The organism is Chenggangzhangella methanolivorans (genome assembly GCF_042648545.1).
Taxonomy (GTDB): Bacteria; Pseudomonadota; Alphaproteobacteria; order Rhizobiales; family Methylopilaceae; genus Methylopila; species Methylopila methanolivorans.
Genome location: NZ_JBHRXS010000006.1, coordinates 89,157 through 110,403, shown reverse-complemented (window position 1 = coordinate 110,403; position 21,247 = coordinate 89,157). Strand labels below are relative to the sequence as shown.

Genomic DNA, 21,247 nt, shown 5'->3' with positions numbered 1-21,247 from the left:
CCCGCCGCAGAGTGGGTCAGCCCTTGGCCCGCGCCTTCAGCGTCGCCTGCGCGGCGGCGAGGCGCGCGATCGGCACGCGGAAGGGCGAGCAGGACACGTAGTCGAGCCCGACCTCCTCGCAGAACTCGATCGAGGCAGGGTCGCCGCCATGCTCGCCGCAGATGCCGAGCTTGATCTTCGGGCGCACCGTATGGGCGCGCTCGATCGCGATCGAGACCAGCTCGCCGACGCCGTCGCGGTCGATCGTGACGAAGGGGTCGTAGGGCAGCAGCTTCTTGTCGACGTAATGCGACAGGAACGGCGCCGCGTCGTCGCGGCTGATGCCGAGGCCCGTCTGGGTCAGGTCGTTGGTGCCGAAGGAGAAGAACTCGGCGGTCTCGGCGATCTCGGCGGCGCGCAGCGCCGCGCGCGGCAGCTCGATCATGGTGCCGACCTGGTAGACGAGCGTCTCGCCGCTTTCCTCCTGCACCGCCTTCGCCATGGCGTCGATGCGCGCTTTCACGAAGTCGAAGTCGGCGCGGCCGACGACGAGCGGCACCATCACTTCGCAGACGACTTTCTCGCCGGTCGACTTGCCGGCCTCGACCGCCGCCTCGAAGATGGCGCGGGCCTGCATCTCGGCGATCTCCGGGAAAGCGATCGCCAGACGACAGCCGCGGAAGCCGAGCATCGGATTGAACTCGGACAGCTCCTGCGCCCGACCTTTCAGCTTCGCGGGCTCGGCGCCCATCGCCTCGGCGACTTCGGCGATGTCCTTGTCGGTGTGCGGCAGGAACTCGTGCAGCGGCGGGTCCAGAAGTCGGATCGTGACCGGCAGCCCCTTCATGATCTCGAACAGCTCGCGGAAATCGTCGCGCTGGAACGGCAGGAGCTTGGCGAGCGCCTTGCGGCGGCCGGCTTCGTCGTCGGCCAAAATCATCTCGCGCACAGCGACGATGCGGGCCTCGTCGAAGAACATGTGCTCGGTGCGGGAGAGACCGATGCCTTCCGCGCCGAAGCTGAGGGCTGCGCGCGCGTCGGCGGGCGTCTCGGCGTTGGCGCGGATCTTCATGCGGCGGATCTCGTCGGCCCAGGCGATCAGTTCGCCGAAGTCGCCCGAGAGCTCAGGCTCGATCATCGCGACCGAGCCCTCGAGAACCTGGCCGGTGGAGCCGTCGATCGTGATGACGTCGCCGGCCCGGTAGGTCTTGCCGCCGACGGTGAGCGTGCCGGCCTTTTCGTCGATGCGCAGCGAGCCTGCGCCCGAAACGCAGGGCTTGCCCATGCCGCGCGCGACCACGGCCGCATGGCTGGTCATGCCGCCGCGCGTCGTCAGAACGCCCGCCGCCGCATGCATGCCCGAGATGTCCTCCGGCGAAGTCTCGACGCGAACGAGGATAACCTGCTTGCGGACCTTGTCCTCGTCGGGCTTGCCGGCGATCTCTTCGGCGGCCTCCGACGAGAACACGATCTCGCCGCGGGCGGCTCCCGGCGAAGCAGGGAGACCGGTCGCGATGATCTTGCGCTCCGCCTTCGGGTCGATGGTCGGGTGCAAGAGCTGGTCGAGCGAGGCCGGATCGATGCGCGCGACCGCCTCCTCCTTGGTCAGCACGCCTTCCTTCACGAGGTCGACCGCGATCTTGATCGCGGCCTTTGCGGTGCGCTTGCCGTTGCGGGCCTGCAGCATCCACAGCTTGCCGCGCTCGACCGTGAATTCGAGGTCCTGCATGTCGCGGTAATGCGCCTCGAGCTTGTCGGCGGTCGCGACGAATTCGGCGAACACCTCCGGCATCTTGGCTTCGAGCGAAGGCGCCTCGACCTTGCCGGCCTTGCGCGCGGCTTCGGTGATCGGTTGCGGCGTGCGGATGCCCGCCACCACGTCCTCGCCTTGCGCGTTCACCAGGAACTCGCCGTAGAGCAGCTTGGCGCCGGTGGACGGATCGCGCGTGAAGGCGACGCCGGTCGCGGAGGTCTCGCCCATGTTGCCGAACACCATGGCCTGGACATTGACCGCCGTGCCCCAGTCCTCGGGGATGCGGTTGAGCTTGCGGTAGGTCACCGCGCGATTGTTCATCCAGGAGGAGAACACCGCGCCGATGGCGCCCCAGAGCTGGGCGAGCGGATCCTCGGGAAAGGGCTCGCCGAGCTCCTCCTCGACCTTCTTCTTGTAGACCTTGACCAGACCCGCGAGGTCGTCGGCGTCGAGGTCGGTGTCCTCATGGACGCCCTTTTGGTCCTTCAGGCTCTCAAGCTGCTCCTCGAAGACATCGTGGTCGAGGCCGAGCACGACGTCGGAATACATCTGAATGAAGCGGCGATAGCTGTCATAGGCGAAGCGTCGGTCGCCGGCGTTGTCGGCGATGGCCTGCGCCGTGCGGTCGTTGAGGCCGAGATTGAGGATCGTGTCCATCATGCCCGGCATCGAGGCGCGCGAGCCGGAGCGCACCGAAACGAGCAGCGGGTTCTCGGCGTCGCCGAACTTGCGGCCGGTGAGCTTCTCGACATGGGCGAGACCGTTCGTGACCTGCGCCTCGAGCTCTGGCGGCAGCTTGCGGCCATTCGCGAAGTAATAGGTGCAGGCCTCGGTGGTGATGGTGAAGCCGGGAGGAACGGGCAGGCCGATATTCGCCATCTCGGCGAGGTTCGCGCCCTTGCCGCCCAGAAGCTCGCGCATCTCGGCGCTCCCTTCCGCCTTGCCGCCGCCGAAGGTCAGCACCCACTTGGTCATCGAGCCGGTCTCCTGAAGTCTCGGCCCGCCTGCGCGTCTGGCGCGCAGCGGACGGCTCGTCACGTGGCACGCTCTGCCGCAACGCACAAGCGCCCGGCAGCGGAGCAGGCGCCTTGGCGACGTGTGGACACGCGGACATGCGCGCATGTTAGAAGGCGGCCTGAGTCCTTTCGGCGGAGAACGACCAGCCGGTGACCGAGCCCGCGGATATCGTCACGACCTCAATTCTCGGAGCGTCGATCCCGAGATCCGGCCACCACCACCTCTCGCGGCTGCTGAAGGGCTATTTCGGCGCGCAGCTGAAATATTGCTCGACCTACGACATCGCCGACTGCTGCCGCGCCGCGCCGTGCGTGAAGACGGAAGGCCGGAAATTCGTCTATCAGAAGAGCCACGACTTCGCGTTCCGCCTGCCGACTGACGTGGCTGGCGCGCTCTATCTGGTGCAGCATCGCTCGCCGGTGGCCAACGCCATTTCCGGCGCCGAACTCCGCCGCAAGCGATCCGGGATGCGCCCAGCCCGGGACGGGATTTCGGCCAGGGCAAGGTTCTACGACTTCCTCGCCCACCGCCTCGCCTACTACAAGCGCTTCCACGACAAGTGGATCGTAAAGCCGCCGGAACGCTCGGTCCTCATCGCCCACGAGGCGCTTGAGAGCGATCCGGCGCACGAACTTCGCAGGATCGTTTCGGCGGCCGGCGTTCTGCTCGACGAGGCGCGGATCGAGGCGACGGCGAACGAGCTGAAGGATCGCGGCAGCCGTCGCTCGACTTACGCGCCGCGCGTGGTCGAGGACAGCGACTTCTTCGACCGCAGCGCGCTCGGAGCCTATGAGGCCGCCGTCATCGACCAGTGCCCAGCCTTCGGCTACGCGCCGACGCTCGGGGGAGGCTACCGCACGCATCCGGTCTGGATCCTGGCGCGCCTCCGCCATGGTTTCGGCCAGCCTTTCCCGCGCGGGCTCGGGGACGAGTTCGAATAGCGCGCGGACCGCGGCTGCACTCCCAAGCTTGAACCGACGACCGCCGGTCCGCCCCCAACCGGGACCGTCGATCCGTCACGCTCCAGTCCCGGCCCCTGCGACGTCTCGAAGCATCCCGCATCGCAAAATCGCTTTTGCGAACCACTTGCAAAAATCTCAGTTGCGAACGAAACTCAGAAGCGATCCAAAACAATTGGGGTTCGATGGCCCGCCCGCTCATGTCCGACGTCGCAGCTTCTCCCTCGTCTCCTTTCTCCGGCTGGCGCGGCCGACCCGGCGAAGCCTCGCTCGCCGAGGTGAACGCCTCCGTGCGCGTCGGGGGCCGCTCGAACCTGCGACGGTTTCTCTCATTCTTCGGGCCCGGCTATCTGGTCGCGGTCGGCTACATGGACCCGGGCAACTGGGCGACCTCCCTCGCGGGCGGCTCGCAGTTCGGCTACGCGCTGATGGCGGTGGTCGCCCTGTCGAGCCTGATGGCGATCCTGCTGCAGGCGCTCTGCGCGCGGCTGGGGATCGCGACGGGCCGCGACCTCGCCCAGGCCTGCCGCGACGCCTTTCCGAAGCCGATCGCCTTCTGCCTCTGGGTGCTGGCCGAGGCCGCGATCTGCGCCACTGACCTCGCCGAGGTGATCGGCACCGCGATCGGCCTCAACCTGCTGTTCGGCATCCCGCTCGAGATCGGCGTGGTCATCACGGCGCTCGACGTCTTCCTCGTGCTGATGCTTCAGCGCGTCGGCTTCCGCTGGATCGAGGCCTTCGTAATCGGCCTCTTATTGGTGATCGCCGCCTGTTTCGCGGTCCAGCTCGCGATGGCCGATCCCGATCTCGGCGCGATCATCAAGGGCCTCGCGCCCACAACTGAACTCGTGAGCAATCCCGCGATGCTCTACATCGCGCTCGGCATCGTCGGCGCGACTGTGATGCCGCACAATCTCTACCTGCATTCGTCTGTTGTGCAGACCCGCGCCTATGGCCGCGACGACGCCGGCAAGCGCGAGGCGATCAAATGGGCGGTGACCGACTCCACCATCGCGCTCGGCTTCGCGTTCCTGATCAACGCCTCGATCCTGATCCTCGCGGCCGCCGCCTTCCACGCCAACGGCAAGACCGAGGTGGCGGAGCTCGGCGAGGCCCATACCCTGCTCGGGCCGCTCCTCGGCGGCGCGATCGCGGCCACAGCCTTCGGCGTCGCGCTGCTGTGCTGCGGCCTGAACTCCACCGTGACCGCGACGCTCGCCGGGCAAGTGGTTATGGAGGGCTTTCTTCGCATCCGCCTCGCGCCATGGCTTCGGCGGCTGATCACCCGCGCGATCGCCATCGTGCCGGCGATCTTCGTCACGCTCTGGTACGGCGAGAGCGGCACCGCGAAGCTGCTCGTCCTGAGCCAGGTGGTTCTGAGCCTTCAGCTTCCCTTCGCGGTGATCCCGCTGGTCTGGTTCACCGCCAGCCGCTCCAAGATGGGCGACTTCGTCGCCCCGCGCTGGATGTCGGCGCTCGCCGCGCTGGTCGCGCTCACGATCGTGGTGCTGAACGTCAAGCTGGTGGTGGATTTCGTCAGCGGCGCGTAAGGCCTCCGCGCTTGTCCCGGACTTGATCCGGGACCGAGAACCGACACGCCCGGAATCAAGAACCTCGACGGCGGCGCCTCTTCCTGAAAGGCCATCGGTTCTGGGTCCCGGATCAAGTCCGGGACAAGGGCGCTTTCGTTTCAGCCGCGCCGCGTCGGGGCCGCGCCCGGCGGGATCTCGGAGCCGGCTGGCTTCGGAGCCGCCGGCTTGCGCCTCGCCACCACGACCGGCGCGCCCTCGTCGCTTTTCGTCTGGACTTCGTCGAGCTTCACGAACCGCGCGCCCGACGCCGCGAGCGCCCGGACGCCGTCGGCGACGCCCTGCCCCGCCGGCCGCCCCGGCTGGTTGATGTGCGCGATGACGACGTCGCCGGACCGCGCCGCCGCCATCCGCCGCGCCACGGACGCCGCAGGAAGCGACGCGCCCATGTCGGCGTTGAGCGAATAGCCTGCGACCTTCATGCCGAGGCTTTGCGAAAGCTCCATCGCGTCGCGGCTGTAGCGGGCGGTGGCGCCGCGATACCAGCTCGGCCGCTTCCCCGTCGCAGTCTCGATCGCCTTCGCGCCGCCCTCGATCTCGGTCCGCACGCCCTCGATCGTCGCGGCGGTCCGGATGCCGAACATCGTCGCGGCGTCGGTCACGGCCGGGACGTGGTCCTTGCCGTGGTTCTCGATCTCGAACAGGTCCGGCCGCGCCTTGATCTCGGCGAGCGCCGCGGCGTTCTTTTTCAGCCAGCGTTCGGTGACGAAGATCGTTGCCCTGGCGTTCGCCGCGATCAGCGCGTCCATCACCCGCCTGTCGAAGCCCCCGGCGCAGGCGTCGAACGTCAGGGCGACGGTCCGCGGGCCGGCCTCCGCCGCGAAGCTCAACCGGGGCTCGAAGTCGCCAGCCGCGGCGGGCGCGGAAGCGAGCGCCAGAAATCCAAGGGCGATCAGCGCTGCGTGCTTCACTGGCGTTCGTCCATAAGTGGGTGCGCGACCGTGAGACGCGCCCGCATTCCGGCCAAAGCATGACATGCGGAACTTTGGTGCGCTTGGCGACGCAGGCCGCGGGCTCTAGCCTGCCGCAGCCATCGACGCCGCACGACGCTTTGCGGCGAGGAGACGCGTTTCGTGGTGAACGCCAGGTTAATTCTCGGTTCCGTGCTGGCGCTCGCGATCTTCGCCTGCGGCGCGGTCGCGGCCGACCGGAGCGAGGATTTCTGGGCGATCGGCCGGCCGAAAACCGAGCACGGCTACCGCCTCGCGCCGGTGTCCGCCTTCCCGGTGCCGACGCCCGCCGACCAGCTTCCGATCGGGAAGCTTCGCGCCCCGGAGGGCTTCAAGGTCGAGGTGTGGGCGAGCGACGTGCTCGACGCCCGCATGATGCGCGAGGGCGCGCGGGGCACGCTGTTCGTCTCGTCGCTGTTCGTCGCCAACAAGGTCTACGCTGTCGTCGACAAGGGCGGCCGCCGAGAGGTGAAGACGGTCCTCGACGACACGCCGCTCGCCAACGGCGTCGAGTTCCGCGACGGCGCGCTCTATGTCGCGACGCCGCGGCGCATCCTCAAATTCGACGACATCGAGAACCGGCTGGATGACCCGGGCGAGCCCAAAGTGGTGTATGACCGCTTCGCCGTCTCCCCGCAGAACGGCTGGAAATCGCTTCGCTTCGGCCCCGACGGCAAGCTCTATGTGCCGGTCGGCGCGCCCTGCAACATCTGCGCGCCCGGCGACCGCTACGCCCGTATCTTCCGGATGAACCCGGACGGCACCGGGCTTGAGACGGTCGCGACCGGGATCCGCAACTCCGTCGGCCTCGACTTCGATCCGCGCACCGGCGATCTCTGGTTCACCGACAACCAGCGGGACTGGATTTCCGACGACATGCCGCTCGACGAGCTCAATCACGTCACCCGGCCCGGCGAGAACTTCGGCTTTCCCTATTGCCACTCGGGGCTGATGGCGGATCCCGAATTCGCCGGCGCGCGGCAATGTTCGGAATTCGCAAGGCCGGCGGCGCTGCTCGGCGCGCACGCCGCCCCGCTCGGCATGCGTTTTTACACGGGCGCGTCGTTTCCCGAGAAGTATCGCGGCGCGATCTTCATCGCCCGGCACGGTCCCTGGAACCGCGCCCGCAAGAACGCCGACGTCGCGGTCGCCTTCCTGAACGATCGCCGCGAGGTCATCACGGTCGAGCCGTTCCTGACCGGCTTCGTGCAGGATGACGACTATGTCGGCCGTCCGGTCGACGTCCATGTGATGCGGGACGGCTCGCTGCTGGTCTCCGACGACCACAACGGCGCGATCTACCGCGTCTCCTACGTCGGCGGCTGATCCCGGAACTTCCGGCCCGCCGTGCGGACCACGATGGTCGGCGTCGCGTCGGGAGCGCCCGCCACGCAATAGCGGTCGCGGCCGCCGTGCTTGGCCTCGTAGAGCGCCTGGTCGGCGAGTTTCATCGTCTCCTCGAGCGAGCGCCCGAAGCGGTGCGTCGCGCAGCCGACGCTGATGGTCAGCCGAAGCTCATGGTCGGCGACGACCGCGCCCGCCTCGCGCATCGCGGCGCACACCGCGGCGGCGGCGGAGGCGCCTCTCGCCTCGTCCGCCCCGACCAGGAACACGCCGAACTCTTCGCCGCCGAGGCGTCCGATCAGCGCGTCGGGACCGAGCGCCGTGCGGAGCGCGCTCGCGACCGCCTTCAGCGCCTCGTCGCCGATGTCATGGCCGTAGGTGTGGTTGATCGATTTGAAGCGGTCCGCGTCCGCCATCAGGAAGACGCCGCCGACCGCCAGCCGTTCCCGGATCTGGCCAAGAAGATAGGCGCGGCTGAGCACGCCGGTGAGCGGGTCGTAGCGCACGTAGTCGTCGACGCGCTCGATCGTCATCGTCAGCAGGCGCAGCATTGAGAGCGCGAACAACGAGATCGGCGGAGCGATCAGAAGCGGAATGGCGGCCGCGATCGCGAGCGTTCCCCAGAAAGCGCTCGACGGCAGACGCGGCATCATCGCCATCGGCACCGCAAGCGAAAGCACCGGGGCCCCGACCGCGATGAGCGTGATCAGTCCCGTCCAGAGCAGAACGTGGCGGCCGGATTTGACGCGCAGATAGGGAAGCAGACGGTCCATCGTGGCCGCATCACATCACAAAGACCTTAAGAGTCTCAGACCATAGGCCCCGCCGCTGCATGGCGGTAGCCAGATGCGCATCCAGACATTCAACCGTATGGTTGACATACTCGGCATGGCATGACATTAAACCATATGGTTGAAAAACAGCTCGACGCCGTGTTCCGCGCCCTCGCCGACCCGACCCGCCGCGGCATGCTGGCGGCGCTCGCCTTGAGCGAGCGAAGCGTCGGAGAGCTCGCCGCGCCTCATGCGATGTCGTTCGCCGCCGCCGCCAAGCACGTGAAGGTCCTGGAGCAGGCCGGGCTGCTGGCGCGGGAGATCCGCGGGCGCACGCATGTCTGCCGTCTCGCCCCCGAGGCGCTCGCCGAGGCGGAGGCCTTTCTCGCCCCATACCGCCGTTTCTGGGCCGGCAAACTCGACGCGCTCGAGGCGGCGCTGGTCGCCGACGTTGAAACCAACACGACTGGAGACGACACATGACCGCCGCCACGCTCGACGAAACCCGCTTCGGCTCCATCACCGGAGCGCGCGAGATCACCTTCCATCGCATCCTGCCGGGCCCGATCGAGAGGGTCTGGGCGTTCCTGGTCGAGGGCGAGAAGCGCAAGCTCTGGCTTGGCGCAGGCGAGATCGAGCCTCGGGTCGGCGGCGACGTCACGATCATCTTCGACAACGGCTCGCTGACGCCGGCCGGCGAGACGATCCCGGAGCGCTTCCAGAAACACGCCGTCGAGATCGAAAGCCACGGGCGCGTTCTCCGTTGGGAGCCGCCGCATGGGCTGACGTTCAGCTGGTGGGGCGATCCCGGCGACAGCTCCGAAGTCGCGATTGACCTCGCCGAGGCGGCGGATGGAAAAGTCCGCCTCACCCTCGTCCATCGCCTGCTGAAGGACCGCGACGAGGCGCGCAGCGTCTCCGGCGGCTGGCACGCGCATCTCGACGTTCTGGAGGCGGTGCTCGAGAACCGCTCGCATGAGCGGTTCTGGAGCGTCATCGAGGAGGTCGAGCCGGTCTATGACGGCCGGCTCCCCTCCGCCTGAGCCGTCACTCGGCTTCGAAGTTCAGCGCGACGCCGTTGATGCAATAGCGCAGGCCCGTCGGCGGCGGGCCGTCCGGAAACACATGACCGAGGTGGCTGCCGCAGCGCGAGCAGTGCACCTCGGTGCGCCGCATCCCGTAGCTCCTGTCCTCGGTCGTCTCGACCGAACCGTCGACCGGGGAGGAATAGCTCGGCCAGCCTGTGCCGCTCTCGAACTTGTCGCCGGAGCGGAACAGGGCCTGGCCGCAGCCGGCGCAGCAGAACGCGCCCTGGCGCTTTTCCGAGAGCATGACCGCGCAGGTGCCGGCGCGCTCGGTGCCGTGCCGGCGCATGACGTCGTACTGTTCGGGGGTGAGCAGCTCGCGCCATTCGGCCTCGGTGCGGGTCACCTCATAGGCGGCGTCGGTCGTGCTCATCGGCTTCTCCCTCTACTTCAACCCGAATATGGGGCGGCTGAACCGAAGCGGCAGGGGTCAGGCCGGCAGAGCGGCGCGGGCGGGCCCGAGCTGGGCCGAGGCGGCTTTGGCCGCGCGGCAGAGCTCCACCGCGTCGCCGAGCGACAGCGCCACGGCGTCGGCCCGGGCGGAGGCGCGCTCCTTGTCGATCGCGCGGCGCGCCGCTTCGGCGCTCCAATCGGTCGATTCCGAGCGCCAGCGCGCGACCACGACCTGCGCCTCTTCGCCGGCCCGCTTGATGCGGCGCACGCCGAGCCGCAGCTGAGCGTCGCCGGGATCGAGCGCCACGAGGCACCACACGGGCGGCGCCGCGCCGGCCGTCTGGGGATCGTCTCCCTCGACGAGCCGCGCCGACACCCCGTTCTTGCACAGGATCTGCGCCACGATGACGGCGGCCGCCTGATCGACCGGCGTGCGGGCCCCGACGCAGAGCACCGCATCGGGATCGATCGGCTTCGGCGCCTCGACCGGCGCCGCCGCGCCGAAGCGCGGCCTCGGCAACGCCCAGCCGGCGCGCTTTTCGCTGGCCTCGGAGGCCTCGACGGCTTCGATCGCCTCCACGGCTTCTGGGTCGGTCGCGGTCTTGTCGCTCGTCGGGTCGGCGTCGTCGTAGCGCGCCAGATCGTCGGCGAGCTCGCTCACCGAGTTCCGGAGCGCGGCGAGCCGTTCGGGCTTCAGGATGCCCGCCTCGGCGTCGCGCTGGGCGAGCAGAAGGCCTGGCATCGCGACCTCCTCGTAATAGGCCGACAGAGACTTCTCCCGCAGGAACTCCTCGGCTTTCTCCGAGGTCTCCGCCGGATCGCCGGCGAGCATACGCTGATAGAACAGCTGCGCGGGGGTGAGCGCCGGACGGTCTCCGAGAAGGGTCGCGAGAAAGCCGAGGCTCTCGACATGCCGTCCCAGCACCACGAGACAGACGGTGAGCGGCGTCGCGAGCACGAGGCCGATCGGCCCCCACAGCGCCGTCCAGAACGTCGCCGCCACCACCACGGCGACCGGCGACAGCCCGGCGGAGCGGCCGTAGACCAGCGGCTCGATCACATGGCCGACCACCGGCTCCACAACCGCAAACAGCGCCGCGGTCGCGATCAGCATCGTCCAGCCCGGATCGACCGCGGCGGCGAGCGCCATCGGGAACACCGCGGCGATGACCGCGCCGACGTAGGGCACGAACCGCAGCACGCCGGCGACGATGCCCCACAGCGCGGGGCTCGGCACGCCGATCGCCCACAGGCCGACGCCGATCACGAAGCCGAAGGCCGAGTTCAGTCCGAGCTGGGTGAGGAACAGCCGCGACAGCCGCCGCGCCGCGTCGTCGATGGCGGCGGTGGTGCGCGGGATGTCGCGCGCCCCGGCGAGGCCCATCAGGCGGTTCCGCAGATCCTCCCGCTCGAGCAGGATGAAGATCACGAAGATGACGATGATGCCGAGCGTCGCCATCGGATGGATGAGCGGCGTCACGATGTCCTGCAGGTTCCGTATCGAGCTCTGCGGCGGAGTGACGATCTCGACCGGCGTGGGAGGCGCAGGCTCGTCGGCCTTGGCGCCGTCACGCTCGGGCTTGGCGCCGGGGCGCAGCGTCACGCCGCCGGCCGGCGCGTCGAACTCCTTGCCGAGATTCTGCAGCATGTCTGCGGCCCGCTCGAGCGTGCCGGAGCCGAAGGTCCAGCCGCGCATCGACTGGACCTTCTCGCGCATCGTCGATTGATACTTGGGCAGGTCGCCGGCGAGTTGCCCCATCTGGCCTGCGATGATCGCGCCGAGGCCGACGATCACGCTGAAAGCGAGCGCGACCGCGAACACCACGGCGGCCGAACGCGGGACGCGGGTCCGCTTGGCGAGACTGACGATCGGGGAGAGCACGAAGGACAGAAGCAGCGCGAGCGCGATCGGGATCAGCAGATCCGCGCCGACATAGAGCGCGGTCACCACGCCCATGACGACGATCGTCCAGGCCGCTCCGCGGACCACGCCGCTTTCCGGCAGTTCGCCGCTTGGCGCGGCCGTCCCCCTGCTCACCGGATCATCGCTCGCACAGGCGCGCGGCGGGCCGCGCGCGTCAATCGCCCGGAGAGCCTAACGTCCTGGGACGCCAGCGGTTCCGCCGCGTCCTAATCTTCTTCGTTCTTGGAGTCGCCGACCTCAGGCGCGGACCGCTTCGGCACGAAGCGCTCGAGCTCCGCGACCGCGCCCTGGTCGGCCTGGCCTCGGTTCGTCTTGTCGAGCAGGTTGGTCCACTCCCACGGATCGACGCGGTGGTCGTAGAGCTCCCGGGAACCGTCGCCGTAGACGATGAGCCGGTAGGTCTTGTCGCGCACGGCGAAGTGCCGGTGCGCGTTCGCGCCGCCGCCCTCCTTGAGGTCGAGCGACCAGGTCGACAGCACGTGGTCGCGCGGCTCTCCGCCCTTGCCGCGCAGATATTTCGCGAACGACACGCCGTCGAGATGCTTGGGCGCCTCGCCCACGGCCAGCTGGGCGAGCGTCGGATAGAGGTCGATGCTGGAGATCAGCGTGTCGGACAGGCCCGCCTTCAGGCCCGGACCGCCGATCAGCATCGGCACGCGGGTGGCGCGCTCCCACAGGGTGAACTTGCGCCAGGCGAGCTTCTCGCCGAGCTGCCAGCCGTGGTCGGACCAGACGCAGATGATCGTGTCGGCGGCGTTCGGCCCCTTCTTAAGCCCGTCGAGCACGAGGCCGACGGCGTGGTCGGCGAGCGAGATCGCGGCGAGATAGGCCTGGATCGCGGACTTCCAGCCCTTGCCCGCGATGATGCGGCGGTGATCCTTCACGTGCTGTTCGATCATCGCCCGTCCGGCGTCGGAGAGATCGCGCACGTCTTTGTTGCCCCGGATGCCGGTGTGCTCGACGTCGAGCGCGCCCAGCGGATAGTCGAGCTTGTTCTCAGGATAGCGGTCGAACCACTCCTGCGGCACGACCCAGGGCATGTGCGGCTTGCGCAGCCCGAAGGCGGCGAAGAACGGCTTGCCGTGGCGTTTCGACAAGACGTTGTCGACGAGCCACTCGGCGCGGCCGACGTCCTCGGTCTTCTCGGTCTTGCCCTCGGGCCCCCATTCGAGGATCTCCTTGCCGCTCTGGATCAGCTCGGTCAGCGGCTCGAACTCGGTCCAGGCGTCGGGATCGTTGCCGCGCGGCTCGTCGCCGTTGTGCCGCCAGCCGCCGTGGAACAGCTTTCCGGTGCCGATCGTCTTGTAGCCGGCGTCGCGGAAGAACCGCACGATCGAGGGCTTGTCGGCGAGATCGCTCTGCCACCAGTCGCCGCTGTCGTTGGTGTAGACGCCGCTCTTGTGGGGCTCGACGCCGAACAGGATCGAGGCGCGGCCGGGCTTGCAGGCGGGCGCCGGCGTATAGGCCCGGGTGAAGCCGGTCGCGATCTTGGCGAGGCGGTCGAGGTTCGGGGTCCTAACGCCCGGATAGCCGCCGAGGAACCCGGTCCAGTCGTTCAGGTCGTCGATCGCCACGAACAGCACGTTCGGGCGCTTGCCGCCGCCCCCGCCCTTGGCGGGCGCCGCCAGATCGCCGCCGACGGCGGCCTGCGCCGGTCCGGCCAGAGCCCCACCCCCGAAAGCGACGGCCGCGCCGGCCGCCAGAATCTCACGTCTCGAAACGTCTCGCGCCATGTCCGATTCAATCCCCGCAATCGCTGGACGACGGACTTGGCCTCAATAAATCGACTCTGTCTATATAATTTATCGATTGATGACGGGAAGGTGATGAGAAATCTCAAAATTACGCTTGTTTCCATGGACTTATAACGACATCCGGACAAGCGGCATCGGCGCATTGCGGCCCCTCCGAAACCGCATGGCTTGAGGTCACCCGATCACTTTCGACCTTCTGGGCCACTTCGCCGCTCTCCCGACAGAAGGCCGACAGGATCGCCCCCGGACCCGCGAAAAGGCGCCGCCAAGGCGCCGGACCGGACTCCCGACGGGCCGTCGAACGACCCTGCGAACGGGCGCCTGCGCGACGCTTTCGGGCCGCGCCGCCGCCGCTCCGTCGCCCTCCCCCGCGACGCGCAGACGCCGCGGGTCGCGCCGCCGCGCCAAAACCCTCCGGGGCCCGGATGGGCGGCGAAGCAACGGCGGGTCGCGGGGTCAGAGAGCGCAGTTTTCGAAACGAAACCGTCGGTCAGGATACGGAAGGGCGCGGGACGCCGGGCCACCGTACATGCCGTAGTTCTGGGCTGACCGGTCGCCCGGCGCCCCGCGCACGGCGTCTTAGCGCTCGCGGCGGTCGACTCTCGAACGGTCGCGACGCTCCCGGATCCTTCTGGCCCCCGGCTCGTCGAGCACGGGGCCGTCAGGTCCTCGGACAGCCCCGCGGCGTTCCGGGATCTCGCGATCCCGAAGGCCGGAGAGGGCCGCCGCCGCCCGCCCTTACGCCTGCGCTAGGCGCACCGGTCATCGTGCCGGCTGGTCTCGACATCAGGCCGTCCCGCCTCGTCTCCAGCCGGATCGGCCGGGGATCGCGCGCGACGACGGACGCCGCCGTCAATGCGCCCCGGGAGCCGGGAGATCCGGTCCTCCCAGCCCGCGGGCGCCGCCCCCTTCCCCGCACGCCCGGCCGGTCCAGACACGCCTTCCGTGTGGGAAAAGGCCGAAAGAGGAGAGCATGGGACGAGGCGGATGCCAAGGAATTTTATCCTAAGCACACCATCCGGGTCTAATGCCGCGGGCCAAGCGCGCGACCGCCGAAAGGCCGAAGCACCCGAAAAGTCCGGTCAAGCTGCGCGGTTCGTTACACGCCTGCGCCAGTCGCTGGCCGGCGGAATCCGCAGTGCGGGCGCGGATGGCGGACGGCGCCTATCACGGGCTCATGGCGCGGGGCTTAGGCGAGCTCGGCGATCGCGTCTGCGCTCACGCCGCAAACTCTTCGAAGTCTTCGAAGGCGTCGGGTGACGTTCTCCACGAAGGTTTCGGCCGCCGCGCCCTCGGCTAGGATGATCTCGTGGCCTTCGGGTCTCGCTGTGGAAGACGGCCAGCCCCGCTCGAATCTCCATTTGGCTAAGCCGCAAGATGGGCAGGCGAACCTCCGCGCTCCCATTCGCGAGCGAGCGCGACACGTCACATATGTCTTCATGGAAAGGCGCTTCGACAGACAGATCCGCCGCATCCACCCTAAGGTTTCAGCGGGCGCGGCAGGCGCAATTCCAACTCAGACCGCAGCGGTCACAAGCGCTCCCGCGGCAAAACTTCAGCCGCACGCTTGCTCGATCAATCCAGCAATTGGCGCTCCAGCGCGCGCTCAAAGAGCTGCGCGCGAGCAGACCGACGCTCTGCTTAGCCTCTCACCCCACCGCCTGCTTCTTCGCCGCCGCCTTGCGGGGCGCGGCCTTCTTGGCGGCGGGGGCCTTGGCGGGAGCGGCCTTGGCCTGCGCAGCTTCTTCGGCGTCGCGGGCGAGGCGAAGGGCCTTGAGGCGAGCGGTCTTGGCGTCCCGCTCGTTCCGTTCCTTGGTCACGATGTCCTGAAACGCCTTGTTCGTCTGGGCTTCACGCGACGTGGCGGCTGTTCTCGAGACCATGGCTCTCTCCCCTGCGAGCGGGAGCTCCATTGGCTCTCAGCCGCCGGCGCCCGATACGCAATGCCGACGATGCTGAGGATATGGGGCGCGCGGGCGGATTTTCAATCCGGCACGGCGCGGGTCCGGCCCGCCTCGCGCCGCCCTTCCCTCTCCGTTCCCGCCGCCTAACTCCCCGCGCCTCGCCCGCCATGGAGGCGCTTTCATGAACTACGAGAAATTCGGCCGCACGGGCCTCGACGTCTCGAAGATCTGCCTCGGCTGCATGACCTATGGGGACGCCGGCCGCGGCGCGCATCCGTGGACGCTCGACGAGGAGACGAGCCGCCCGCTCATCCGGCAGGCGCTCGAGGCCGGGATCACTTTTCTCGACACCGCCAACGTTTATTCGCTGGGCTCGAGCGAGGAGATCGTGGGGCGGGCGATCCGCGACTTCGCCAAACGCGACGAGATCGTGCTGGCGACGAAAGTGTGCCAGCGCATGCGGCCGGGCCCAAACGGCGCGGGGCTGTCGCGCAAGGCTATTCTTTCAGAGCTCGACGCCAGCCTGAAGCGGCTCGGGACCGACTATGTCGACCTCTATCAAATTCACAGATTCGACTACGGCACGCCGATCGAGGAGACGCTGGAGGCGCTGAACGACTGCGTGCGGGCCGGCAAGATCCGCTATATCGGCGCCTCGTCGATGAGCGCCTGGCGGTTCGTGAACGCCGTGCATGTCTCGCGCAGCCATGGCTGGGCCGAATTCGTCTCGATGCAGAACCACCTCAACCTGATCTATCGCGAGGAGGAGCGGGAGATGATCCCCTTCTGCCGCGAAGAGGGGATCGCCGTGATCCCGTGGTCGCCGCTCGCCCGCGGGCGGCTGACGCGCGACTGGGACGAGGGAAGCGCGCGCGCCGACACCGACGAGTTCGGCAAGACGCTCTACGTGCCCTCCGACCGAGAGGTGGCGGAGGCGGTGGGCCGCGTGGCGGCCGCCCGCGGGGTTTCGCGGGCGCAGGTGGCGCTCGCCTGGGTGATCCAGAAGCCGGGGATCACCGCGCCGATCATCGGGGCGTCGCGGCCGGGCCATATCGAGGACGCGGTGGCGGCGCTGTCGCTGAAGCTGACCGAGGACGAGATCGCGACGCTCGAGGCGCCCTATCAGCCGCATGCGGTGGCGGGCTACGCGTGAGCGGACCGCTTCGAAGGGCGTGACCGACGCCGTCGCCGCAGGCGGCTAAATAAAGCGATCGTGCTTTGACGCGCGACGGATTTGGCGTCGGCGGTCGCAAAAGTCGAATTTCGCGCGTGCTATGGCGCGTCCGTGTTCCGAACGAGCGGCGCCGCCCGATGGCCGGCATCCAAGGGGGTCTTGCATGTCCGTCGGTCTGATCGCGTTGCTCGACGACGTCGCGGCGCTCGCCAAGGTCGCCGCCGCCTCGCTGGACGACGTGGCGGGCCAGGCGGCGAAGGCCGGCGCCAAGGCCGCAGGCGTCGTGATCGACGACGCCGCCGTGACGCCGCGCTACGTGGTGGGCTTCGCGGCCGACCGCGAGCTGCCGATCGTCGGGCGCATCGCGCTCGGGTCGCTGCGCAACAAGCTGCTGATCCTGCTCCCGGCGGCGCTCGCGCTCAGCCTGCTGGCGCCGTTCCTCATCACCCCGCTGCTGATGCTCGGCGGCGCGTTCCTCTGCTACGAGGGCGCGGAGAAGATCTACGAAAAGCTGTTTCCCCACGCCGCCCACGCGCACGAGGCCGCGATCGCCGACCCGGCCGACGCCAAGGCGCTCGAAGACGCCAAGATCGCGGGCGCGATCAAGACCGACTTCATCCTGTCCGCCGAGATCATGGCCATCACGCTCGCGGCCGTGCCGGACGGCGGGTTCTGGACCAAGGCCGCGGTGCTGGCGGTGGTGGGCCTCGGCATCACGGTCGCGGTCTACGGCGTGGTGGCGCTGATCGTGAAGGCCGACGACGCCGGCGTCGCGATGGCGAAGTCGCAGGCCGGATCCCTGGTGCGCGCGCTCGGCCGCGGGCTCGTGGTCGGCATGCCGGTTTTCCTGAAGGTTCTGGCGATCGTTGGCACCGCCGCGATGGTGTGGGTCGGCGGCGGCATCGTGGTGCACGGGCTCGAGGAATACGGGCTCGGCGCGATCGCTCACGCGATCCACGATTGGGCCGTGGCCGCGGGCCATGCGGTTCCCGCCGCCGCGGGCTTCGCGGAATGGGCCGTGGGCGCGGCCGCCGCGGGCGCGATCGGGCTGGCGATCGGCTTCGCCATCATCCCGCTGGTCGGCTATGCGCTCGCGCCGGCTTGGGACGCGCTCCGCGGCCTCTGGGCGAAACCCGCCTGATTTTCGCGCCGGCGCCGTCGCACGTCCGGACCGACGCGCCTATATTCGGCCCATGCCGAAATCGTCCCGAAAGTCCGGATTCGCCGAAGCCCCGCAGGCCGCCTTCGAGGGCGCGCCGCTCGAAGACGTCACGGCCGACGCAGCCCTGCTGAAGGCGCTCGGCCGGGGCCCCGACGCCGCCGCCAAGGCCGCGGCCGCCAAGCCCAAAGGCAAGCGTCGGCAGATCCAGGACCACGAGCCGGCGCCCGATCCCCAGAAGGCGCCGCGCGGCTTCGGGGCGGTGAACGAGACCGACGTCGGCGCGCTGCCGGCCGATTTCGATCCGTCCAAGGGCGTATCTGCCACCGTTGCGGCGCTCGAGCAGCTGATCCAGCACGGCCGGCCCGAGCTTCAGGGCAAGCCTTGGGTGCCGCATCGGCCGGAGCGGCCCGCCAAGCTCGAAAGCGGGCAGACGTTTCACCTGAAGAGCGAGTACGAGCCCAAGGGCGACCAGCCGACCGCGATCTCAGAACTCGTCGACGGCATCCGCCGGCAGGAGCGCGACCAGGTGCTGCTCGGCGTCACCGGCTCGGGCAAGACCTACACGATGGCGCAGGTCATCCAGGAGACCCAGCGTCCCGCGCTGATTCTCGCGCCCAACAAGACGCTGGCGGCGCAGCTCTACGGCGAGTTCAAGTCGTTCTTCCCCGACAACGCGGTGGAGTACTTCGTTTCCTACTACGATTATTATCAGCCGGAAGCCTACGTCGCGCGATCCGACACCTATATCGAGAAGGAAAGCTCGATCAACGAGCAGATCGACCGCATGCGGCACTCCGCGACGCGGTCTCTGCTCGAACGCGACGACGTCATCATCGTGGCGTCGGTGTCCTGCATCTACGGCATCGGCTCGGTCGAGACCTACACCTCGATGACCTTCGTGCTGCAGGTCGGCGAGCAGATCGCGCAGCGCCAGCTGATGGCCGACCTCGTGGCGCTCCAGTACAAGCGCGCCGACGTGAATTTCGTGCGCGGCACCTTCCGGGTTCGCGGCGACACGATCGAGATCTTCCCGGCCCATTACGAGGACAGGGCGTGGCGCGTCGGCCTGTTCGGCGACGATATCGAGACGATCCAGGAGTTCGACCCGCTGACGGGCCAGAAGTACCAGGACCTCAAGGCCGTCAAGATCTACGCCAATTCGCATCACGTCACGCCACGGCCGACGCTCAACCAGGCCATCAAGGGCATCAAGGACGAGCTGAAGAACCGCCTCGTCGAGCTCACCAAGATGGGCCGGCTGCTGGAGGCCCAGCGGCTCGAGCAGCGCACCCAGTTCGACCTCGAGATGATGGAGGCGACGGGCTCCTGCGCGGGCATCGAGAACTATTCGCGCTGGCTGTCTGGCCGCAAACCCGGCGAGCCGCCGCCCACTTTGTTCGAATATCTGCCCGACAACGCGCTCGTCTTCACCGACGAGAGCCACGTCACCATCCCGCAGATCGGCGGCATGTATCGGGGCGACTTCCGGCGCAAGGCGACGCTCGCCGAATACGGCTTCCGGCTGCCGTCCTGCATGGACAACCGGCCGATGCGGTTCGAGGAATGGGACGCGATGCGGCCCCAGACCGTGCACGTCTCGGCGACGCCAGGCTCCTGGGAGATGGAGCAGACCGGCGGCGTCTTCGTCGAGCAGGTCATCCGCCCCACGGGCCTCATCGATCCGATGATCGAGCAGCGCCCCGCCCGCAGCCAGGTCGATGATCTGCTGGGAGAAGTGCGCGAGACCGCGGCCAAGGGCTATCGCTCGCTCGTCACGGTGCTCACCAAGCGCATGGCCGAGGACCTCACCGAATACATGCACGAGCAGGGCATAAGGGTCCGCTACATGCACTCCGACATCGACACGCTGGAACGCATCGAGATCATCCGCGACCTGCGGCTCGGCGCCTATGACGTGCTGGTCGGCATCAACCTGCTGCGCGAGGGCCTCGACATCCCCGAATGCGGGCTGGTGGCGATCCTCGACGCCGACAAGGAGGGCTTCCTCCGGTCGGAGACCTCGCTGGTCCAGACCATCGGCCGCGCGGCGCGAAACGTCGACGGCAAGGTCATCCTCTACGCCGACAAGGAGACCGGCTCGATGGCGCGCGCCATCGCGGAGACCGACCGCAGGCGCGAAAAGCAGCTCGCCTACAACGAAGAGCACGGCATCACGCCCGAAAGCGTGCGCCGCGAGATCGGCGACATCCTGAACTCGGTCTACGAGCGCGACCGCGTCACCGTGGACAAGGGGTTCTCCGAGGACACGCCGGGCGCCGGCCACAACATGAAGGCGACGCTGGCCGACCTCGAGACCCGCATGCGCAAGGCCGCGGCCGACCTCGAATTCGAGACCGCCGCGCGGCTGCGCGACGAGATCAAGCGCCTGCAGCAGACCGAACTCGCGCTCGCCGACGACCCGATGGCGCGGCAATACGCGGTGGAGGACCGCGCCGGCTCTTATGGCGGGGACCGCAAATACGGGCGCTCGGCCAACACGCCGCCCAAGTCTTCGACAAGCCAGTCCAGGGTGGCCAAGCCGAGCCTCGACGACATGGGCCCCGGCACCGACCGCGTGACCCCGCTCCACGACGACGACGCCCCGCGGCGCGAGAAGCCCGACATGATGACGAAGAACTTTCGGCCGGGCGGAAGGCGACAGGGGCCGAAGCGGCGGTGACGGCGCAGGCCCGGCTTCGCACGCTGACGCGCGACGGCGTCTCTCTCGCCTTCGCCGAGACGCCGGGCGACGGACCGCCGGTCCTGCTCGTCCACGGCTGGTGCTGCGACCAGTCCTATCTCGCGCCGCAGGCCGACCATTTCGCGGCGCTCGGCCGGCGCGTGGTCGCGGTCGACCTGCGCGGCCACGGGGCGAGCGACAAGCCCGTCCAGCCCTATCCGATGGAGGCGTTCTCAGACGACCTCGCCTGGCTGTGCGGAGAATTGGGGCTGGAGCGATCCCTCGTCGTCGGCCACAGCATGGGCGGCATCGTGGGCTTCGACCTTTCGGCGCGCCGGCCGGACCTCGTCGAGGCGCTCGTCATGATCGACGCCGCAGTGGCACTGCCGGCCGCGGCCCGCGTCGCGATCCCGGCCTTTCTGGAAAAACTGCGCGGCCCGGACGGCGCCGCGGCGCTGCGCGCTTATGTGGGCGCGGCGCTCTTCATCCCGACCGACGACCCGGACCGGCGCGACCGCATTCTCGACGCCATGGCGGCCGCGCCCCGGCATGTGATGGTCGCGGCCTTCGAGGGCCTGCGCGACTACGACCCCGCCACCGCCACGGCGCGCCTGCGCACGCCCGCGCTCTACGTCGCGGCCGACGAGCCGACCCCGCGGACCGATCTTGCGCGGCTGCGCGAACTCGCGCCCGACATGCTCTACGGCCAGACCGTCGGTTCGGGCCATTTCTGCCAGCTCGAGGTCCCCGATCAGGTCGACGCCATGATCGAGCGTTTTCTTCGCGTCGCCGTTCCGCGCTAGGACG

16 protein-coding genes are annotated in these 21,247 nt (G+C 68.8%); 9 read left to right on the top strand and 7 right to left on the bottom strand.

All coding sequences use genetic code 11. From position 1 onward, the window contains the following. Positions 1 to 16: 16 nt before the first annotated feature. Positions 17 to 2,707, bottom strand: a complete 2,691-nt coding sequence (ppdK, locus tag ACFOWB_RS11730; RefSeq protein ID WP_378147433.1) for a pyruvate, phosphate dikinase — start codon at positions 2,705 to 2,707, stop codon at positions 17 to 19. Positions 2,708 to 2,898: 191 nt separating this feature from the next. Between ppdK and ACFOWB_RS11725 the strand changes: the two genes are divergently transcribed. After that, positions 2,899 to 3,690, top strand: coding sequence for a sulfotransferase (locus ACFOWB_RS11725; RefSeq protein WP_261402431.1), 792 nt, complete (start codon positions 2,899 to 2,901; stop codon positions 3,688 to 3,690). A gap of 218 nt (positions 3,691 to 3,908) precedes the next feature. Beyond that, entirely contained in the window at positions 3,909 to 5,258 is a 1,350-nt protein-coding gene (locus ACFOWB_RS11720) for an Nramp family divalent metal transporter (RefSeq protein WP_378147430.1), read from the top strand. 140 nt (positions 5,259 to 5,398) lie between these two features. Here the strand turns inward: ACFOWB_RS11720 and ACFOWB_RS11715 are convergent, their stop codons facing one another. Continuing rightward, on the bottom strand, positions 5,399 to 6,208 hold the full coding sequence (locus ACFOWB_RS11715) for a polysaccharide deacetylase family protein (RefSeq protein WP_378147427.1): 810 nt from the start codon (positions 6,206 to 6,208) through the stop codon (positions 5,399 to 5,401). Between the two features lie 165 nt (positions 6,209 to 6,373). Here ACFOWB_RS11715 and ACFOWB_RS11710 point away from each other — a divergent pair, with 165 nt between their 5' ends. After that, a complete protein-coding gene (locus ACFOWB_RS11710) occupies positions 6,374 to 7,573 on the top strand; it encodes a PQQ-dependent sugar dehydrogenase (protein ID WP_378147425.1) in 1,200 nt (399 codons plus the stop codon). On the opposite strand, the gene ACFOWB_RS11705 is transcribed toward ACFOWB_RS11710, so the two are convergent. Beyond that, positions 7,558 to 8,364: a GGDEF domain-containing protein gene (locus ACFOWB_RS11705; protein ID WP_261402428.1), complete on the bottom strand. Its 807-nt coding sequence runs from the start codon at positions 8,362 to 8,364 to the stop codon at positions 7,558 to 7,560. The genes ACFOWB_RS11710 and ACFOWB_RS11705 overlap by 16 nt on opposite strands. A gap of 135 nt (positions 8,365 to 8,499) precedes the next feature. On the opposite strand from ACFOWB_RS11705, the gene ACFOWB_RS11700 reads away from it, so the two are divergent. Then, positions 8,500 to 8,847, top strand: coding sequence for an ArsR/SmtB family transcription factor (locus ACFOWB_RS11700; protein ID WP_261402427.1), 348 nt, complete (start codon positions 8,500 to 8,502; stop codon positions 8,845 to 8,847). Further along, the gene (locus tag ACFOWB_RS11695) at positions 8,844 to 9,407 is read left to right on the top strand and encodes an SRPBCC family protein (RefSeq protein WP_261402426.1); all 564 of its coding nucleotides are present in this window, start codon (positions 8,844 to 8,846) and stop codon (positions 9,405 to 9,407) included. The genes ACFOWB_RS11700 and ACFOWB_RS11695 overlap by 4 nt, the downstream gene beginning before the upstream one ends. A gap of 4 nt (positions 9,408 to 9,411) precedes the next feature. On the opposite strand, the gene msrB is transcribed toward ACFOWB_RS11695, so the two are convergent. The 4 genes from msrB to ACFOWB_RS11675 form a co-directional block, all read right to left on the bottom strand. Then, positions 9,412 to 9,822: a peptide-methionine (R)-S-oxide reductase MsrB gene (msrB, locus tag ACFOWB_RS11690; RefSeq protein WP_261402425.1), complete on the bottom strand. Its 411-nt coding sequence runs from the start codon at positions 9,820 to 9,822 to the stop codon at positions 9,412 to 9,414. A gap of 57 nt (positions 9,823 to 9,879) precedes the next feature. Continuing rightward, entirely contained in the window at positions 9,880 to 11,880 is a 2,001-nt protein-coding gene (locus ACFOWB_RS11685; RefSeq protein ID WP_378147422.1) for an AI-2E family transporter, read from the bottom strand. 92 nt (positions 11,881 to 11,972) lie between these two features. After that, positions 11,973 to 13,499 carry a sulfatase gene (locus tag ACFOWB_RS11680; RefSeq protein WP_261402423.1) on the bottom strand — a complete coding sequence of 509 codons (1,527 nt, stop codon included), beginning with the start codon at positions 13,497 to 13,499 and terminating at the stop codon, positions 11,973 to 11,975. 1,670 nt (positions 13,500 to 15,169) lie between these two features. Next, entirely contained in the window at positions 15,170 to 15,403 is a 234-nt protein-coding gene (locus ACFOWB_RS11675) for a hypothetical protein (RefSeq protein WP_261402422.1), read from the bottom strand. Between the two features lie 202 nt (positions 15,404 to 15,605). Between ACFOWB_RS11675 and ACFOWB_RS11670 the strand changes: the two genes are divergently transcribed. The 4 genes from ACFOWB_RS11670 to ACFOWB_RS11655 all read left to right on the top strand — a co-directional run bounded on the left by ACFOWB_RS11670 (position 15,606) and on the right by ACFOWB_RS11655 (position 21,243). Then, positions 15,606 to 16,577, top strand: coding sequence for an aldo/keto reductase (locus ACFOWB_RS11670; RefSeq protein WP_261402421.1), 972 nt, complete (start codon positions 15,606 to 15,608; stop codon positions 16,575 to 16,577). 184 nt (positions 16,578 to 16,761) lie between these two features. After that, positions 16,762 to 17,739 carry a DUF808 domain-containing protein gene (locus ACFOWB_RS11665; RefSeq protein ID WP_261402420.1) on the top strand — a complete coding sequence of 326 codons (978 nt, stop codon included), beginning with the start codon at positions 16,762 to 16,764 and terminating at the stop codon, positions 17,737 to 17,739. A 52-nt stretch (positions 17,740 to 17,791) separates the two neighbouring features. Beyond that, on the top strand, positions 17,792 to 20,440 hold the full coding sequence (gene uvrB / locus ACFOWB_RS11660) for an excinuclease ABC subunit UvrB (RefSeq protein WP_378147419.1): 2,649 nt from the start codon (positions 17,792 to 17,794) through the stop codon (positions 20,438 to 20,440). Then, complete coding sequence (locus tag ACFOWB_RS11655; protein WP_261402419.1) at positions 20,437 to 21,243, top strand: alpha/beta fold hydrolase; 807 nt, start codon at positions 20,437 to 20,439, stop codon at positions 21,241 to 21,243. The genes uvrB and ACFOWB_RS11655 overlap by 4 nt, the downstream gene beginning before the upstream one ends. Positions 21,244 to 21,247 lie beyond the last annotated feature (4 nt).

What these genes read in the sequence shown, in the direction of transcription:
- ppdK (WP_378147433.1), bottom strand. Translation starts at nt 2,707, where the DNA reads ATGACCAAGTGGGTGCTGACCTTCGGCGGCGGCAAGGCGGAAGGGAGC.
- ACFOWB_RS11720 (WP_378147430.1), top strand. Translation starts at nt 3,909, where the DNA reads ATGTCCGACGTCGCAGCTTCTCCCTCGTCTCCTTTCTCCGGCTGGCGC.
- ACFOWB_RS11705 (WP_261402428.1), bottom strand. Translation starts at nt 8,364, where the DNA reads ATGGACCGTCTGCTTCCCTATCTGCGCGTCAAATCCGGCCGCCACGTT.
- ACFOWB_RS11700 (WP_261402427.1), top strand. Translation starts at nt 8,500, where the DNA reads ATGGTTGAAAAACAGCTCGACGCCGTGTTCCGCGCCCTCGCCGACCCG.
- ACFOWB_RS11695 (WP_261402426.1), top strand. Translation starts at nt 8,844, where the DNA reads ATGACCGCCGCCACGCTCGACGAAACCCGCTTCGGCTCCATCACCGGA.
- msrB (WP_261402425.1), bottom strand. Translation starts at nt 9,822, where the DNA reads ATGAGCACGACCGACGCCGCCTATGAGGTGACCCGCACCGAGGCCGAA.
- ACFOWB_RS11680 (WP_261402423.1), bottom strand. Translation starts at nt 13,499, where the DNA reads ATGGCGCGAGACGTTTCGAGACGTGAGATTCTGGCGGCCGGCGCGGCC.
- ACFOWB_RS11675 (WP_261402422.1), bottom strand. Translation starts at nt 15,403, where the DNA reads ATGGTCTCGAGAACAGCCGCCACGTCGCGTGAAGCCCAGACGAACAAG.
- ACFOWB_RS11670 (WP_261402421.1), top strand. Translation starts at nt 15,606, where the DNA reads ATGAACTACGAGAAATTCGGCCGCACGGGCCTCGACGTCTCGAAGATC.
- ACFOWB_RS11665 (WP_261402420.1), top strand. Translation starts at nt 16,762, where the DNA reads ATGTCCGTCGGTCTGATCGCGTTGCTCGACGACGTCGCGGCGCTCGCC.
- uvrB (WP_378147419.1), top strand. Translation starts at nt 17,792, where the DNA reads ATGCCGAAATCGTCCCGAAAGTCCGGATTCGCCGAAGCCCCGCAGGCC.